Source organism: Mycobacterium sp. E3198 (assembly GCF_001667015.1).
In the GTDB taxonomy this organism is placed as follows: domain Bacteria; phylum Actinomycetota; class Actinomycetes; order Mycobacteriales; family Mycobacteriaceae; genus Mycobacterium.
This window is the reverse complement of record NZ_LZIS01000128.1, coordinates 1-16476: the sequence shown is the minus strand read 5'-3', so window position 1 is coordinate 16476 and position 16476 is coordinate 1. Positions and strand designations below refer to the sequence as shown.

Here is a 16476-nt window from a genome sequence, read left to right as displayed (position 1 = left end):
CCCGCGCCCGGTACCGTCGGAATCATGTGCCGACTGTTTGGCTTGCACGCGGGGACCGACGTATGCAGCGCGACGTTTTGGTTGCTGACCGCCCCCGACAGTCTTTCCACGCAGAGCCGGAGGAACCCGGACGGGACCGGCCTGGGCGTCTTCGACGCGGACGGCCGGCCCCAGGTGGACAAGGAGCCGATCGCGGCCTGGCACGACACCCAGTTCGCCACGGAGGCGCACGAGCTGACCGGGACGACGTTCGTCGCCCACGTGCGTTACGCGACGACGGGGTCGCGCGAGGTGCGCAACACGCACCCCTTTTTGCAGGACGGCCGGATCTTCGCGCACAACGGGGTGCTGGAGGGGCTGGACGACATCGAGGACAGGCTGCGGGAGCTCGGCACCGACGACCTCGTCCTGGGCCAGACCGATTCGGAGCGGGTGTTCGCCTTGATCACCGGCTCGATCCGCGCCCGCGGCGGCGACGAGACCGCCGGCCTCGTCGACGCGATGCGGTGGCTGGCGGCGAACGTGCCGATCTACGCGGTCAACATCGTGCTCAGCACGGCCACCGACATGTGGGCGCTGCGCTACCCGGACACCCGCGAGCTGTACGTCCTGGACCGGCGCCACCGGCACCAGGCGGCCCCGCCCGAATTCGACCTCCGCACACACCGAATCCGCGCGCAGTCGGACCACCTCTGCACCCGCTCGTCGGTGATCTTCGCGAGCGAACCGATGGACAACGATCCGCGCTGGAACCTGCTGGAGCCCGGGGAGCTGGTCCACGTCGACGCCGGCCTGCAGATCACCCGCGACGTGGTGTTGCCCGACCCGCCGGCGCATCCGCTGCGTCCAGCCGACGTGGACGCGCAGGTTCAGTGGGCGCAGCGCTGATCTAGGCTCCGGTCGTGGCATCCAGACGCGCGCTCGTGTTGGCGGGTGGGGGAATAGCGGGAATCGCTTGGGAGACAGGGTTTTTGCGCGGAGTCGCCGACGAGGCGCCCGCGGCGGCCCGGGCGCTGCTGGAGTCGGATGTGCTGGTGGGGACATCGGCGGGTTCGGCCGTGGCCGCGCAGATCGGCAGCGGCCGCCCGCTCGAGGCGCTGTACGACCGGCAGGTCGCCGAATCGTCGCCCGAGATCGATTCCGGCGTCGACATCGACGACATCACCGAAGTCTTCCTGACCGCGCTGGCGGAACCATACGACGACGCCCTGGACAAGACCCGGCAGCAGATGCGGCGGATCGGGGCCGTGGCGTTGGCCACCGAGACGGTGGCCGAGCCCATCCGGCGCCGGGTGATCGCCCAGCGCCTGCCGTCCCACGACTGGCCGGAGCGGGCGCTGCGGATCACCGCGATCGACGTCGCCACCGGCGAACTGGTGGTCTTTGACCGGGAGTCGGGTGTGGAACTCATCGATGCGGTGGCGGCCAGCTGCGCCGTGCCGGGGGCGTGGCCGCCCGTGACGATCGGGGAGCGGCGCTACATGGACGGCGGGGTGGCCAGCTCGGTCAACCTTCCGGTGGCCGGCGACTGCGCCGCCGCGGTGGTGCTGGTGCCGTCGGGCGCCGACGCGCCGGCGGCGGTCGGCGCGGGCCCGGCTGCCGAGATCGAGGCGTTCGCCGGCACGGCGTTCGCGGTGTTCGCCGACGCCGACTCGTTGGCGGCGTTCGGCCCCAACCCCCTGGATCCACGCTGCCGCATCGATTCGGCCAGGGCCGGGCGCGAGCAGGGCCGCCGCGAAGCCCGGGCCGTCGCGCGCTTCCTGGGTGCCTGAACCCGGTCAGCCGTCGAGCGCGGGCGGCGCGGCCTGCTCCGGCTCGGCTTCCAAACCGTCGAGGGCCTCATCGGCCAGCGCCCGGCCCGCGGCGATGACCTCCACCGCCCGGTGAAATTCCAGGCCCCGGCACGTCGAACGCGGCACCTCGATCAGCAGGTCGGGCGGGTAGGCCGCCAGCGTGTGGCGCGCGAGCGCGGACTGGGCGATGTCGATCGTGCGGTTCATCACCTCGAAGCTGCCCAGTTTGGGAACCGCCGGAAGGTCGGCGACGTCGTCGGGGCCGACGTCTTCGGCTTCCGCCTCGTCCGGCCCGAACCTGCCGAGCACCGCTCGCGCGGTCGGCCGGTCCAGCAGGGACCGCGCCGCCGCGGTGTCCAGCAGCGCGGACGTGCTGCGCACCATGCGGCTCAGCCACTCGACGGTGGCCCCGGGTTCCGCCTCGCGGTGGTCCTCGATGCCGCCGGCCTCGCTGCCGCTGAGGCTGACCGCGATGGTCAGGTCGGCATTCACCGCGGCGATCGGCGCCATCGGCAGCGGGTCGAGGATGCCGCCGTCGGCCAGGAGGCGCCCGTCGAACGCGTGCGGCGCGATCACCCCGGGAATCGCGATGGACGCGCGGATCGCCTCGTCGAGCGGGCCGCGCTGAAACCACACCGACTTGCCGGCCAGCAGGTCGGTCGCGACGGCGGTGTAGGGAATGGGCAGCTCCTCGATGGACACCGGCCCGAGGATGTCGCGCACCGCGTCCAGGATCTTCCCGGCCCGCAGCACGCCGGCCGCGCTGATGGACGGGTCCAGCAGGCGCAGGATCGTGCGCTGCGTCAGGGACTTCGCCCAGTCGGCGAACTCGTCGAGGCGCCCCGCCGCGTGCAAACCGCCGACCATCGCACCCATCGAGGAACCGGCGACCCCGACGACCTCGTAGCCACGGGCCCGCAGCGCCTCGATCACGCCGATGTGGGCGTAGCCGCGGGCGCCGCCGCTGCCCAGTGCCAGCGCCACCCGGGTGGGTGATGAGGGACGCGGCATGTGTTCATTCTGCGCGGCGGGAGCCGCAATCCGCACTTTTCGTACGCGTGATCACAATTGCCCGACGCCGCGGCCCTACCCGCATTCGTCGCCGGCGGCCGCGCGCGCGGCGGTGATCACGGCCGCCTGCCGGGCCGGTGTCAGCTCCGACCAGCGGACGCCCCACGTGCCGGGCGTGCCCGATGGCGACGCCTGCACCATCGCCAGGTACGGCTCCAACAGCGACGCACCCGTCCGGGGCTGGGTTTCCATCCAGACTTTTGCGGCGTGACAAGCCTGGAAGTACTCCTCCTCGGTCGAATCCGCGGGGACATCGACCCTGGTCGTCACCCCGCCGGGGGTCAGTCCGACGGCGCCCGGCGGTGCCGAGGCCGGGCCGCGGGGGATGCTCGACGGGCGCGCCGACGGGGCCGCCACGGGGCGGCCGGGCGCGGCGTGTGAGCAGCCCGTCACCGCCAAGACCAACGCCGCGACGACAAGCGCGCTCCGCTGTCCGGGTCGATGACGGCAACGGCGCACGGTCTCAATCTATGCAACACTGGCGACCGTGATGGAGCGCTTCGGATTTTGCGAGTGTTGTCGGCCCTAACACGCCGCCGCTTGCCCATCCGTAGACCCCTGGAGCTCCCCGAATGTCCGTCTCTTTTGCGGCGCCTGCCGTCGTCCCGTCGCCGCCCAAGCCCGCGCCGGGACCCACGCGACTGCGGGTGCCCGACCTGCTGCACGCCACCGATCTGGCCGCCGACCACGTCCTCAGCGGGCGCTATGACCACCTGCTACCCAAAGGCGGTGTACCGGAATCCAGGCGCTGGTTTACCCGCATACACGGCGACGAGGAACTGGACGTCTGGCTGATCAGCTGGGTGCCCGGTCACGCCACGGAGTTGCACGACCACGGCGGGTCGTTGGGTGCGCTGACCGTGGTGTCGGGGTCACTCAGCGAATTCCGCTGGGACGGAAAGGGTTTGCGACGGCGCCGGTTGGACGCCGGCGATCAGGCCGGATTCCCGCTGGGCTGGGTGCACGACGTGGTGTGGGCGCCCAGGCCCGTTTCGCAGCCGACGACGACGGCCGTGCAGCCGACCCTGAGCGTGCACGCCTACTCGCCGCCGCTGACCGCCATGTCGTATTACCAGGTCACCGACCGCAACGGATTGCGCCGCGAGCGCACCGAGTTGACCGATCAACCGGAGGGATCCTGATGAGCCGCATCGACGTTGTCCTTCGATCGGCCCGGCGCCGGTTCCGCCGCCTGCGCGCCACCGAGGTGCCCGAGGCGCTGCGGCGCGGGGCCGTGCTCGTCGACATCCGCCCGCAGGGCCAGCGGTTGCGCGAGGGCGAGCTGCCCGGCGCGCTGGTGATCGAACGCAACGTCCTGGAGTGGCGGTGCGACCCGACCAGCGCCGCCAAGCTGCCCGAGGCGAGCGACGACGACGTCGAGTGGGTGATCGTCTGCTCGGAGGGCTACACGTCCAGCCTGGCGGCGGCCGCGCTGCTCGACATCGGGCTGCACCGCGCCACCGACGTCATCGGCGGCTACCACGCGCTGGCCAGTTCCGGCGTCCTCGACGAATTGATCGGTGATTCCGTCGGCCCGGGGGCGCCGGCGCGCGCGGGCGCCACGCTTCGCCGCTGGCTCTAGCTACCCGGTGGAGGTGGCATCGGAATGGAGCAGCGGCCGCAACCTGGCGGTCTTGTCGTCGGTCCAACCGGGCGGCGATAGCACAGCGGCCCAGCCGTCGGCCGCATCGGCGACGTAGTGATGACCGTGTCCGGCCGGCACGTCGACGGCCACCGCCATGTCCGCGGTCACCTGCAGGAACGTCACCACCGGAATCCAATAGGTTTCGGGCAGCACGTCATAGCCCCGCTTTTCCCGCAGCCAGCCCGGTTTGGCGAACAGCAGGTCGGGCGTCCACCAGGCGATCGGATCTGAGGCGTGCTGTAGATAGACCACCCGCGGGTGGTCCCAAGGTGCGTTGGGGCGCTGCAAATCGCTTGGGCGAGCGACGAATCGGACGTTTCTGCCGTCGTTGTAGATCGGCAACCACTCCGGCGAGCCGCTGTCGCGGGTGGCGGTCAAATCGGTCCAGATGGTGTTCTGGAACGTCGGTCCGCTGAACAGCGCGCCATCGGTGCGGGCGAGGACATTGTTGAGGCTCATGAACGGCGCCTCGCCGCCGAACGAACCCAGGCTCTCGCCGAACACGACGAGCTTGGGTCGTTGCGCCTCGGGCATTTGCCGAATCAGTCTGTCGACGGCCTCGAACAGCGCCTGGCCGGCGTGGCGGGCATTCTCCTTGTCCACCAGGAACGACAGCCAGCTCGGCAAGAAGGAATACTGCATGCTCACGATCGCGGTGTTGCCGTTGTACATGTACTCGAGCGCGTCGGCCTCGGCCTCGTTGATCCAGCCCGTGCCGGTGGTCGTCGCGACCGCGACCACGGCGCGCTGCAGCCCACCGGTGCGCTGCAACTCCCGCGCCGCCAGGTCGGCGGTCGCCGTGATGTCGTCGGCGGAGTTCAGCCCGGCGTAGGCCCGGATCGGTTCGGCGGCCGGAGCCCCGTTGAAGGCGGCGAGTTGGGCAGCGGTCGGGCCGGCTTGCACAAAGATGCGGCCCTGATGGCCCAGCGACTCCCACGACACCAGCGACTGCGGGCCGCCTGAGCGCAGCGGTGTTTTCGGAGCCGCGGTATCCGGACTCATCTCGTTGTTGGCCGACGCGAAGGTGTTGTTCATGGTGCGCATCGCGAACTTGAGGACGACGCCGTTGAGCAGGGTGATGGTCAGCGTGACGAGCACGACGATGACGATGGTCACCGAAAGGCGAAACGGCGCAATGCGATCCAGCTGTTCGACCAGAAAGCGGACCAGCCACCGGACGAACTGGCCGATTTCGACCAACGTGAACAGCACCACCAGCGACAGGCCCGCGGCCACCGGGTAGTCGTACCACTTCAGGTGCTGCACGCCCATCAGATCGCGGACCCGGTCTTGCCAGACGTGGAACCGGATCGCCATCACCACCATGCCGGCCGCGCCGACGGGGATCAGCACCATCCATGCCCAGCGCGGCGCCGGGGGGCTGTAGTTCTTGGTCCGCATGTACCGGACCAGCCAGACGCCGAAGACCCCGAACCCGTAGCCGATGGCGCCGGAGATGCCGCTGACCAGGCCCTGGAACAGCGCGCCGCGCGGCAGCAGCGACGGCGTCATCGAGAACCAGATGAAGATCAGGCCGACCGTGGTGCCCATAAAGGTGTAATGGCGTTCCCACCAAGGCTTCTCGCGCGAGCGTCGTTCGCGAGGCTTACCGGTTTCCGGTTGGGCTTCCGGCTCGGCTTCGCCTGCGGGGGCGGTCGTCGCCGGACTCGGCTCGCTCATCGAAGGTCCTATCGGTGGGTGAAGTTGGCAGCCCGCTTCTCGATGAATGCCGCCATTCCCTCGGACTGGTCCTCGGTCGCGAAGGTGGAATGGAACAGCCTGCGTTCGTAGAGAAGCCCCTCGGCCAGCGTGGATTCGAAAGCGCGGTTGACGGCTTCTTTGGCCATCCGCGCCGCCGACCGCGACATCTGCGAAATGGTGGTGGCGACGGCCTTGGCCTCGGTCAACAGGTCGTCGGCCGGCACCACCCGCGAAACCAGGCCGCTGCGTTCGGCTTCCGCGGCGTCGATGGTGCGCCCGGTCAGGATGAGGTCCATCGCCTTGGCCTTGCCGATGGCGCGGGTGAGCCGCTGCGAGCCGCCCATGCCCGGCAGCACACCGAGTTTGATCTCCGGCTGGCCGAACTTCGCCGTGTCGGCCGCGATCAGCAGGTCGCACATCATCGCCAGCTCGCAGCCGCCGCCCAGCGCGTGACCGGCCACCGCGGCGATCGTGGGGGTGCGGACGGCGGCCAGTTTGCCCCAGGCGGCGAAGAAATCGGCGTCGAACGCGTCGGCGAACGTCAAGGCGGCCATCTCCTTGATGTCGGCGCCGGCCGCGAACGCCTTGGCCGAACCGGTGATGACGATCGCCCCGATGCCGGGATCGTTGTCCAGTTCGGTTGCCGCGCCGGTGACTTCGCGCATCACCTGGCTGTTCAGCGCGTTGAGCGCCTGCGGCCGGTTCAGCGTGATGATCCCGACGCGCTGGTCGCGCTCGACGAGGATGGTTTCGTAGTTGTCGGTCACCCGAACCGCCTTTCTAGAACGTCAGGTCGTCGTCGACGGGCGCGAAATACGCCTCGACGTCAGCCGCGGTGACTTCCGCCAGCGTCGCCGGCGACCACTTCGGATTGCGATCTTTGTCGATGATCTGCGCGCGAATGCCCTCGACCAGGTCGTGCGAGCGCGCCGACGCGCTCGACACCCGATAGTCCTGCACCAGAACGTCTTCCAGCGTGTCCATCTTGGCGGCCCGGCGCACCGCCTCCAGCGCCACCGACACGGCGATGGGGGAGCGGGTCGCGATCAGGTCTGCGGCGTCGCTCGCCGGTCCGGCGCCGTGACCCCGCAGCGCGGCCACGATGTCCGCCACGGTGTCGCCGGCAAAGCATTCGTCGATCCACTCGCGTTGCGCGGCAAGCTCACTCGGCGGCGGCTCGATGGCGTGGGCGGCCAGCGCGCCGTCGATGCCGTCGGCGACGATCGCCGCGGTGAACGCCTCGAGCTGGTCGCGTGGCACATAGTGGTCGGCGAATCCCATGGCGATGGCGTCGGATCCGGAGAACGGCGCGCCGGTCAGGGCCGAGTAGAGGCCCAGCCCGCCCGGGGCCCGGGACAGCAGGTACGCGCCGCCGACGTCGGGGACGAACCCGATGCCGACCTCCGGCATTGCCACCTTTGAGGTTTCGGTCACCACCCGCACCGTCCCGTGCGCGCTGACCCCGACCCCGCCGCCCATCACGATGCCGTCCATCAACGACACGTACGGCTTGGTGAACCTGCCGATCTGGCCGTTGAGCAGATACTCGTCGCGCCAGAATTTCCGCACCTCGACGCCGTCCTTGCGGGCGCTGTGGTAGACCGCGACCACGTCGCCGCCGGCGCACAGGCCGCGGTCGCCCGTCCCCGCCAGCACCACCGCGCGCACGGCGTCGTCGTCTTGCCAACGGGTGAGCACCGCGCTCAACGCGTCCACCATGTTCTGATTCAGCGAGTTGATGGCCTTGGGGCGGTTGAGCGTGATCAGCCCGACTCCACCGTCGACGCGGGTCAGGACCTCGCCGGGCTCCCCAGGTTCCTCAGTCAACGCCCCAGCCTCCCATCGCCGCCCGGTCTCGACCAGCAATCTAGATCGTCACGACTGAAGCGATGCCCGCGGGTAAGGTTTATGTTTGACCGGACGACAACCACGAAAGTCCCGAAACCTAGAGAAACAGCAGGTCGGCTGGGAACCCGGGCGGCCCTCTGGTCGTTGAGCAGTTGTTCGCACAGCTCGAACCCACAGTCCCATAGAGAGGATCCGACGGTGCGGGAGACAAGTAACCCGGTATTTCGCTCGCTGCCCAAGCAGCAGGGCGGTTACGCGCAATTCGGCGCTGGAGCGGCCCCAGGCTACTACCAGGCCGACCCCTACACGGCTCCCTACCAGGAGACCAAAGCTTCCCGTCCGCTGACCATCGACGACGTCGTCACCAAGACCGGCATGACGCTGGCGGTGCTGACCGCCGCCGCCGTGGTGTCCTACTTCCTGGTGGCGTCCAACCTCGCGCTGGCGATGCCGCTGACCCTGATCGGTGCGCTCGGCGGCCTGGGTCTGGTCCTGATCGCGACCTTCGGCCGCAAGCAGGACAGCCCCGCGATCGTGCTGAGCTACGCGGTTCTCGAGGGGCTTTTCCTCGGCGCGATCTCCTTCATCTTCGCCAACTTCCAGGTCTCCAACGCCAATGCCGGCGCGCTGATCGGCGAGGCCGTGCTGGGCACCTTCGGGGTGTTCTTCGGGATGCTCGTCGTCTACAAGACCGGCGCGATCCGCGTCACGCCCAAGTTCACCCGCATGGTGGTCGCCGCCCTGTTCGGGGTGCTGGCCCTGATGCTCGGCAACTTCGTGCTGGCGATGTTCGGTGTCGGCGGCGGCACTGGCCTGGGCCTGCGCAGCGGCGGAACCGTCGCGATCATTTTCTCGCTGGTGTGCATCGCCATCGCCGCCTTCAGCTTCCTGATCGACTTCGACGCCGCCGACCAGATGGTGCGCGCGGGCGCGCCGGAGAAGGCGGCCTGGGGCATCGCGCTGGGCCTCACGGTGACGCTGGTCTGGCTGTACATCGAGATCCTGCGTCTGCTCAGTTATCTGCAGAACGACTAGCTCGCTCCAACGAAGAAGGCCGGCACCGCGGTGCCGGCCTTCTTCGTGCGCGTCGAGTGTGTCTTCAGGGCTTCGAGTGTGAGCTGGTGGCGGGCCCGCTCGGCGTGTCGCCACCCAGGTTTCACACTCGACGAGCCGGCCTAGCTCAGCCGCTCGATCACCATCGCCATGCCCTGGCCGCCGCCGACGCACATGCTCTCCAGGCCGAGCGTCTTGTCGTGCGTCTGCAGGTTGTTGATCAGCGTGGTGGCGATCCGCGCGCCCGTCATGCCGAACGGGTGACCCAGGGCGATCGCCCCGCCGGACACGTTCAGCTTGTCCTCGTCCATGCCCAGCTCGCGCGCCGAGCCCAGCACCTGCACCGCGAACGCCTCGTTGATCTCGTACAGGTCGATGTCGCCGATCGACATGCCGGCCCGCGCCAGCGCCTTCTTGCACGCCTCGATGGGGCCCAGCCCCATGATCTCCGGCGACAGCCCGCTGACGGCGGTGGACACGATGCGGGCCAGTGGCTTCAGGCCCAGCTCCTTGGCCTTGGTGTCGCTGGTGATCACCAGCGCGGCCGCGCCGTCGTTGAGCGGGCAGGCGTTGCCCGCGGTGACGGTGCCGTTGGGCCGGAACACCGGCTTGAGCTCGCTGACCTTCTCGTAGGTGGTGCCCGCGCGGGGGCCGTCGTCGGTGCTGACGGTGGTCCCGTCGGGCAGGGTCACCGGGGTGATCTCGCGCTCGAAGAAGCCGCTCTTGATCGCCTCCTCGGCCCGGTTCTGGCTGCGCACCCCCCAGCGGTCCTGGTCCTCGCGGCTGATGCCCGTCATGATGGCGACGTTCTCCGCGGTCTGGCCCATCGCGATGTACACGTCGGGCAGGTTCCCGTCGGCCCGGGGGTCGTGCCATTCGTCGGCGCCGGCGGCGGCCGCGGCCGAACGCTCCTGGGCCTCGTCGAACAGCGGGTTCTTCGTGTCGGGCCACGAGTCGGAATTGCCCTTGCCGAAGCGTGAGACGGTCTCCACGCCCGCGGAGATGAACGCGTCGCCCTCGCCGGCCTTGATGGCGTGGAACGCCATCCTCGTGGTCTGCAGCGACGACGAGCAGTACCGGTTGACGGTGGTGCCGGGCAGGAAGTCATAGCCGAGCTCGACGGCCACGACCCGGGCCATGTTGAAACCGGATTCGCCGCCCGGCAGGCCGCATCCGAGGATCAGGTCGTCGATCTGGTGCGGGTTGAGCGCGGGCACCTTGTCGAGCGCGGCGCGTACCATCTGCGCGGCAAGATCGTCGGGCCGCATGCTGACGAGCGACCCCTTCATGGCGCGGCCGATCGGCGAGCGAGTGGCGGAGACGATGACGGCTTCGGGCATGGCTGTTCCTTCCAGCGGATGCGGGCTCGCTTGATAACCGGGTGTGCGTTCAGCCCGACGGGCGAGAACAAATCTAGTCGGTGGCGACGGGTGCCGGCTCAGACGGGGCGGCCGATCCCGTTACCGGGCGCCGCCACAGCCGCGACATGACGCTCAGCCGCGTGTGGGCCGCACCGAGCACCGGCGGGCTGGTGGGTGCCAGGACGTCGGGCAGCAGGCTGTCGGTTTCTATGCCCAGCGCGTCGCACACCGCGGCCAGCAGCGCCTCGGCGGCCAGCGCGTACGCGGTCGGCGAGGGGTGGTAGCCGTCGGCGGAGAACATCTCCTCGCGCTTGGCCCGGAATTGGGGTGCCAGCAGCTGGGCCATCGGGACCGGCACGCCGCCGGCCCCGCGCACGGCGGCGGTCTGCGCGCGGGCGAGCTGCGACGTGCGGGCGTGTGCCAGCGAGCGAAGCGGTTGCGGGATGGCGCTGATGACACCCAGATCCGGGCAGGTGCCGACCACCACGACCGCCCCGCGGGAACGCAGCTTGCGCACCGTCAGGGCCAGCCGCTGCGCCGATTGGCTGATGCCGTTGAGGGCCGTGACGTCGTTGGCGCCCAGCATCATCACGGCCACGTCCGGTGGCGGCCCGGCCACGAACATCGCGTCGACCTGACCGGCGACGCCCTTCGACGTGGCGCCGACGATGGCCTTGGTGCTCAGGCGGACGGGGTTGCCGCTCCGTTCGGCCAGCCCGCGCGCGATCAGCACGCCGGGAACCTCCTCGGCGCTCATGCAGCCGTACCCGGTGGCGGTGGAGTCGCCGAAGATCATCAGGTGCACGCCGACGGACATGCCGCGCTGCCATCGCTGCACGGGCCCGCCGCCGGGGCGGTACACGCCGTCGGCCCGCGGCGGGATGTCCCAGGCCTTCGGGATGACGGTGCGCGTGTGCGCCGCCTGGCCGACGAGCAGGTTGCGTGCGCCCAGATAGGCCGTACCCGTCGAGGCGAGCGCGCCCGCAGTGGCCAGGGCGATCGTCGAACGACGCGGCACCCGGATGGTCACAAAATCAGTTTAGATCCGCTCCGGGGTTTGCGCGGGCGGGTTATCAACAATGTGGTCACGTTGTGAATCAAATGTGGTATCAAATCAGATTCTTCAAACGTTCCACTCAGTAACGCCTGTCAAGCTACTTTTTAGGAGTTGGCTGAACGCCTTGGGGAGTCGGGCTGAACCAGACGCTTAGCTGCCTCGTCACATGCTGTATCGCACTACAACGGCGTAGGAAGTGTTGAGCATGACCGCACCCAGCAAGGTATCCGGCTCACCCCGGAATACCGTTCGGCCACACGAGGTCCTCAAGCGACGTAGAGTTGAGGCACGCAGATTTGCAATCAGCGACGGCGCACCGGTCGAGGTCCTCGAGTCCGGGCCCAGCGTTGCTGCACGGGTAGCTAACCTCGCGTCACGACTGACCATCCGGCCGGTTCTGGCCGCCGGCAGTCACGTCCCCAACTTTCCCTGGCCGTGGGGCCTCATCGACGCCGCCGCTCGGGTCCTGCTCCCGGTGTCCGCGACCGTGCGCGAGACCGTGAACTTGCCCAATGCGTCCGCGCAGCTGGTGCGCGCGCCCGGGGTGTTGCCCGCCGACGGCACCCGCCGGGTCGTGGTGTATCTGCATGGCGGCGCCTTCTTGACCTGTGGAGCAAACTCCCACGGCCGGCTCGTGGAGGCCTTGTCGGAGTTTGCTGACACACCCGTGCTGGTGGTCAACTACCGGCTGCTGCCCAAGCATTCAATCGGGATGGCCCTGAGCGACTGCCACGACGCCTACCGATGGTTGCGCGAGCGCGGCTTCGAGCCGGACCAGATCGTGCTGGCCGGCGACTCCGCGGGCGGGTACCTCGCGCTGGCCCTGGCGCAACGCCTGCAGGAGGAGGGCGAGGAGCCGGCGGCGCTGGTGGCGATCTCGCCACTGCTGCAGCTAGCAAAGGAATGCAAGCAGGCCCACCCGAACATCAAGAGCGACGCGATGTTCCCCGCCAACGCTTTCGACGCCCTCGTCGAGTTGGTTGCTAGCGCGGCGGAAAAGAACGTCGTCGACGGCAAACCCGAAGAGATTTACGAGCCCCTGGAGCACATCAAGCCCGGCCTCCCGCGGACGCTCATCCACGTTTCCGGCTCCGAGGTGTTGCTGCACGACGCGCAGTTGGCCGCGTCCCGGCTGGCGGCGGTCGGCGTGCCGGCCGAGGTGCGGGTCTGGCCGGGGCAGGTGCACGACTTTCAGCTCGCCGCGCCGCTGGTGCCCGAGGCCATCCGCTCGCTGCGCCAGATCGGCGAGTACATTCGCGAGGCCACCGGCTAGCGAGTGTGCGCGGCCCGAATCCGCCTGACACGATGAACGCATGCGGATCGCGCAGCACATCAGTGACCTCATCGGCGGCACGCCGCTGGTTCGGCTGAACTCGGTCGTCCCCGACGGCGCCGGCACGGTGGCCGCTAAGGTCGAATACCTCAACCCCGGCGGCAGCTCTAAGGACCGGATCGCGGTCAAGATGATCGACGCCGCCGAGGCCAGCGGGCAGCTCAAGCCCGGGGGCACCATCGTCGAGCCCACATCGGGAAACACCGGCGTCGGGCTCGCCCTGGTCGCCCAGCACCGCGGGTACAAGTGCGTGTTCGTCTGCCCCGACAAGGTCAGCGAGGACAAGCGCAACGTGCTGCTCGCCTACGGCGCCGACGTCGTGGTGTGCCCGACGGCCGTGCCGCCGGACCATCCGGACAGTTACTACAGCGTCTCCGACCGGCTCGTCACGGAAATCGACGGCGCCTGGAAGCCCGACCAGTACGCCAACCCGGAGGGGCCGGCCAGCCACTACGCGACCACCGGCCCGGAGATCTGGGCCGACACCGACGGCAAGGTCACCCATTTCGTCGCGGGCATCGGCACCGGCGGCACGATCACCGGCGCGGGCCGCTACCTCAAGGAGGTGTCCGGCGGCCGGGTCCGCATCATCGGTGCCGACCCCGAAGGCTCGGTGTATTCGGGCGGCAGCGGCCGGCCGTACCTGGTCGAGGGCGTCGGCGAGGACTTCTGGCCGCAGGCGTACGACCGCACGGTGCCCGACGAGATCATCGCGGTCTCAGACTCCGACTCGTTCAACATGACGCGCCGACTGGCCCGCGAGGAGGCGATGCTGGTCGGCGGGTCGTGCGGGATGGCGGTCGTCGCCGCGATCCGCGTCGCCGAGGAAGCCGGGCCCGACGCGCTGGTCGTGGTCCTGCTGCCCGACGGCGGGCGCGGCTACATGTCCAAGATCTTCAACGACGCCTGGATGTCGTCGTACGGATTCCTGCGGGCCCGCCTCGACGGTTCGACGGAGGAGTTCAGCGTCGGCGACGTGCTGCGCCGCAAATCGGGCGCGCTGCCAGACCTGGTGCACACCCACCCGGCCGAAACGGTGCGCGACGCGATCGGCATCCTGCGCGAGTACGGGGTGTCGCAGATGCCGGTGGTGGGAGCCGAGCCGCCGGTGATGGCCGGCGAGGTGGCCGGCAGTGTGTCCGAACGCGAGCTACTGTCGGCCGTCTTCGAGGGCCGGGCGAAGCTGGCCGACGCCGTCTCGCAGCACATGAGCCCGCCGCTGCCGATGATCGGCGCCGGCGAGTTGGTCAGCGCGGCCGGCAAGGCGTTGCGGGACTGGGACGCGCTGATGGTGGTGGAGGAGGGCAAACCGGTGGGGGTCATCACCCGGTACGACCTGTTGGGCTTCCTGTCGGAGGGGCCCCGCGCAGCGGCCGTGCGGCGTTAGCGGAGCCCCTGACGGCGGCGGTGAAATTCTCGTCTAAATCCCTTCGCGGGCGCGGCCCTCAGGTACTGTAATGCGGCCTGGTTCAGCTAACTCAGTGGAGGGTTGTCCATGACCGATCAACCGTCGTCCGGCGAGCCTTACCAGCCACCCCCTGGGCCAGGCGGCCCGGCGGCTCCGCCACCGCCGCCCGGTGGCGGCTCCTACCCGCCGCCGCCCCCGCCATCGGGCGGCTACGCGCCGCCGCCGCCCGGGCCGGCGATCCGCGCCCTGCCGACAGAGTCCTACACGCCGTGGGTGACCCGGGTGCTGGCGTTCCTGATCGACAACCTCCCGGCCGCCGTCCTGGTCGGCATCGGTGTGCTGATCCAGGCGCTCACCACGCAACAGTCGTGCGTCAGCGACATCAACCAATACAGCGTCAACCAATACTGCGTCAGCCAGCCCAGCGGCATCGGCATGCTGCTCTACTGGTTGACCGTCCTGCTGGCGCTGGCGTACCTGGTCTGGAACTACGGCTACCGCCAGGGCACTACCGGCTCGAGCATCGGCAAGTCGGTGATGAAGTTCAAGGTGGTCAGCGAGGTCACCGGCCAGCCGATCGGCTTCGGGATGTCGGTGGTGCGCCAGCTCGCGCACTTCGTCGACTCGATCATCTGCTACATCGGCTACCTGTTTCCGCTGTGGGACGCCAAGCGGCAAACGCTGGCGGACAAGATCATGACGACGGTGTGCCTGCCGATCGAAGGGGCTTGATCGAGAACGACATTCGGTCGACGTCGGCCCGCGGGAGTGGCACTAGGCTGAGCGTCGATGAGCGAGGACCGTAGCGGACAACACCGGTTCGAGGGGCTGGCGACCAAAGCCATTCACGCCGGCTATCGGCCCGACCCGGCGACCGGGGCGGTGAACGCCCCGATCTACGCCAGCAGCACGTTCGCCCAGGACGGTGTCGGCGGTCTGCGCGGCGGCTTCGAATACGCGCGCACGGGCAACCCGACGCGGGCCGCGCTGGAGGCCTCGCTGGCGGCCGTCGAAGAGGGCGCCTTCGGGCGCGCGTTCAGTTCCGGGATGGCCGCCACCGACTGCGCGCTGCGGGCGATGCTGCGGCCCGGCGACCACCTCGTCATCCCCAACGACGCCTACGGCGGCACGTTCCGGCTGATCGACAAGGTTTTCACGCAATGGAACGTCGAGTACACGCCGGTGGCGCTGTCCGACCTCGACGCGGTCCGCGCCGCCATCACCCCGCGGACGCGGCTGGTCTGGGTGGAAACGCCGACCAATCCACTGCTGACCATCGCCGACATAGAGGCCATCTCCGCCATCGGCAAGGAGAGCTCCGCGAAGGTGCTGGTGGACAACACTTTCGCGTCGCCGGCGCTGCAGCAGCCGTTGACCCGGGGCGCCGATGTGGTGCTGCACTCGACGACCAAATACATCGGCGGCCATTCCGACGTCGTGGGCGGCGCGCTGATCACCAACGACCGGGACCTGGACGACGCCTTCGCGTTCCTGCAGAACGGGGCCGGCGCGGTGCCCGGTCCGTTCGACGCCTACCTGACGATGCGCGGCCTCAAGACGCTGGTGCTGCGGATGCAGCGGCACAGCGAAAATGCCTCGGCCGTAGCGCAATTCCTCGCCGGACACCCGTCGGTGAGCGCGGTGCTGTACCCGGGCCTGCCCGCCCATCCCGGGCACGAGATCGCGGCGCGGCAGATGCGCGGCTTCGGCGGCATGGTCTCGGTGCGCATGCGCGGCGGCCGGCGAGCCGCCGAGGACCTGTGCGCCCGCACCGAGGTGTTCATCCTGGCCGAATCCCTGGGCGGGGTGGAGTCGCTGATCGAGCTGCCCAGCGCCATGACGCACGCGTCGACGGCCGGTTCGCAGCTGGAAGTGCCCGACGACTTGGTGCGGCTGTCGGTGGGCATCGAGGACGCCGCCGACCTGCTGGCCGACCTGGAACAGGCGCTGGCCTAACGACGCCAAGGTGGGCGAGACCCGCAGCTACACCGTGCCCAACGGCAACACCGTCGAGGTCACGCTGGTCAGCGCGGAGCCCTACCACTCCTAGCCTTTCCCAGCCTTTCCCGACGCAAGCGTGCACAGTTGTGCGCGCTCGCCCGGCGTGTCGCGTACAAACACGCACGCTCGGCGTCGTTAGGCCAGCGCCTGTTCCAGGTCGGCCAGCAGGTCGGCGGCGTCCTCGATGCCCACCGACAGCCGCACC

The 16476-nt window shown here is 69.4% G+C and carries 17 protein-coding genes and 1 pseudogene; 10 read left to right on the top strand and 8 right to left on the bottom strand.

The genetic code is table 11. The annotated features are described in order from the left end of the window. Positions 1-24: 24 nt before the first annotated feature. Together A5673_RS14690 and A5673_RS14685 are read left to right on the top strand one after the other, a co-directional pair. Positions 25-888: a class II glutamine amidotransferase gene (locus A5673_RS14690; RefSeq protein ID WP_068233412.1), complete on the top strand. Its 864-nt coding sequence runs from the start codon at positions 25-27 to the stop codon at positions 886-888. A 14-nt stretch (positions 889-902) separates the two neighbouring features. Next, positions 903-1772: a patatin-like phospholipase family protein gene (locus A5673_RS14685; RefSeq protein WP_068233410.1), complete on the top strand. Its 870-nt coding sequence runs from the start codon at positions 903-905 to the stop codon at positions 1770-1772. Positions 1773-1778: 6 nt separating this feature from the next. Here A5673_RS14685 and A5673_RS14680 read toward each other — a convergent pair whose 3' ends face one another. Then, on the bottom strand, positions 1779-2834 hold the full coding sequence (locus A5673_RS14680; RefSeq protein WP_369806486.1) for a patatin-like phospholipase family protein: 1056 nt from the start codon (positions 2832-2834) through the stop codon (positions 1779-1781). Between the two features lie 45 nt (positions 2835-2879). Beyond that, on the bottom strand, positions 2880-3323 hold the full coding sequence (locus tag A5673_RS14675) for a lipoprotein LpqV (protein ID WP_068233404.1): 444 nt from the start codon (positions 3321-3323) through the stop codon (positions 2880-2882). A 113-nt stretch (positions 3324-3436) separates the two neighbouring features. Here A5673_RS14675 and A5673_RS14670 point away from each other — a divergent pair, with 113 nt between their 5' ends. Both A5673_RS14670 and A5673_RS14665 read left to right on the top strand, forming a co-directional pair. Further along, a complete protein-coding gene (locus A5673_RS14670) occupies positions 3437-4006 on the top strand; it encodes a cysteine dioxygenase family protein (protein WP_082958743.1) in 570 nt (189 codons plus the stop codon). Beyond that, positions 4006-4446, top strand: a complete 441-nt coding sequence (locus tag A5673_RS14665; protein WP_068233398.1) for a rhodanese-like domain-containing protein — start codon at positions 4006-4008, stop codon at positions 4444-4446. Before A5673_RS14670 ends, A5673_RS14665 begins: the two co-directional genes overlap by 1 nt. Here the strand turns inward: A5673_RS14665 and A5673_RS14660 are convergent, their stop codons facing one another. Genes A5673_RS14660 through A5673_RS14650 form a run of 3 tightly spaced genes read right to left on the bottom strand, consistent with a single transcriptional unit; the run spans position 4447 to position 8037 of the window. Next, complete coding sequence (locus tag A5673_RS14660) at positions 4447-6189, bottom strand: alpha/beta-hydrolase family protein (RefSeq protein WP_068233395.1); 1743 nt, start codon at positions 6187-6189, stop codon at positions 4447-4449. An 8-nt stretch (positions 6190-6197) separates the two neighbouring features. After that, positions 6198-6977, bottom strand: coding sequence for an enoyl-CoA hydratase (locus tag A5673_RS14655; RefSeq protein WP_068233392.1), 780 nt, complete (start codon positions 6975-6977; stop codon positions 6198-6200). A 13-nt stretch (positions 6978-6990) separates the two neighbouring features. Then, entirely contained in the window at positions 6991-8037 is a 1047-nt protein-coding gene (locus A5673_RS14650; RefSeq protein ID WP_068233443.1) for an enoyl-CoA hydratase/isomerase family protein, read from the bottom strand. A 219-nt stretch (positions 8038-8256) separates the two neighbouring features. Here A5673_RS14650 and A5673_RS14645 point away from each other — a divergent pair, with 219 nt between their 5' ends. After that, positions 8257-9093: a Bax inhibitor-1/YccA family protein gene (locus A5673_RS14645; protein ID WP_068233389.1), complete on the top strand. Its 837-nt coding sequence runs from the start codon at positions 8257-8259 to the stop codon at positions 9091-9093. A 140-nt stretch (positions 9094-9233) separates the two neighbouring features. Here A5673_RS14645 and A5673_RS14640 read toward each other — a convergent pair whose 3' ends face one another. Together A5673_RS14640 and A5673_RS14635 are read right to left on the bottom strand one after the other, a co-directional pair. Beyond that, positions 9234-10451: an acetyl-CoA C-acetyltransferase gene (locus tag A5673_RS14640; protein WP_068233386.1), complete on the bottom strand. Its 1218-nt coding sequence runs from the start codon at positions 10449-10451 to the stop codon at positions 9234-9236. 73 nt (positions 10452-10524) lie between these two features. Continuing rightward, positions 10525-11502 (bottom strand): SGNH/GDSL hydrolase family protein, encoded by a 978-nt coding sequence (locus A5673_RS14635; protein ID WP_068233382.1) that lies wholly within the window; start codon positions 11500-11502, stop codon positions 10525-10527. 232 nt (positions 11503-11734) lie between these two features. Between A5673_RS14635 and A5673_RS14630 the strand changes: the two genes are divergently transcribed. From A5673_RS14630 to A5673_RS28435, 5 genes and pseudogenes are all read left to right on the top strand, one after another. Then, entirely contained in the window at positions 11735-12802 is a 1068-nt protein-coding gene (locus tag A5673_RS14630) for an alpha/beta hydrolase (RefSeq protein WP_068233379.1), read from the top strand. Positions 12803-12842: 40 nt separating this feature from the next. After that, positions 12843-14249 carry a cystathionine beta-synthase gene (locus tag A5673_RS14625; RefSeq protein ID WP_068233376.1) on the top strand — a complete coding sequence of 469 codons (1407 nt, stop codon included), beginning with the start codon at positions 12843-12845 and terminating at the stop codon, positions 14247-14249. Between the two features lie 108 nt (positions 14250-14357). Then, complete coding sequence (locus A5673_RS14620; RefSeq protein ID WP_068233373.1) at positions 14358-15002, top strand: RDD family protein; 645 nt, start codon at positions 14358-14360, stop codon at positions 15000-15002. Positions 15003-15059: 57 nt separating this feature from the next. Beyond that, positions 15060-16226, top strand: coding sequence for a cystathionine gamma-synthase (locus tag A5673_RS14615; protein WP_068233370.1), 1167 nt, complete (start codon positions 15060-15062; stop codon positions 16224-16226). 1 nt (position 16227) lies between these two features. Beyond that, a pseudogene (locus A5673_RS28435) lies at positions 16228-16320 on the top strand (transcription elongation factor GreA); the annotation flags it as partial. Positions 16321-16406: 86 nt separating this feature from the next. On the opposite strand, the gene A5673_RS29130 reads toward A5673_RS28435, so the two are convergent. Then, on the bottom strand, positions 16407-16476 hold a 70-nt coding region (locus A5673_RS29130; RefSeq protein WP_156747994.1), incomplete at its 5' end, for a PLP-dependent transferase.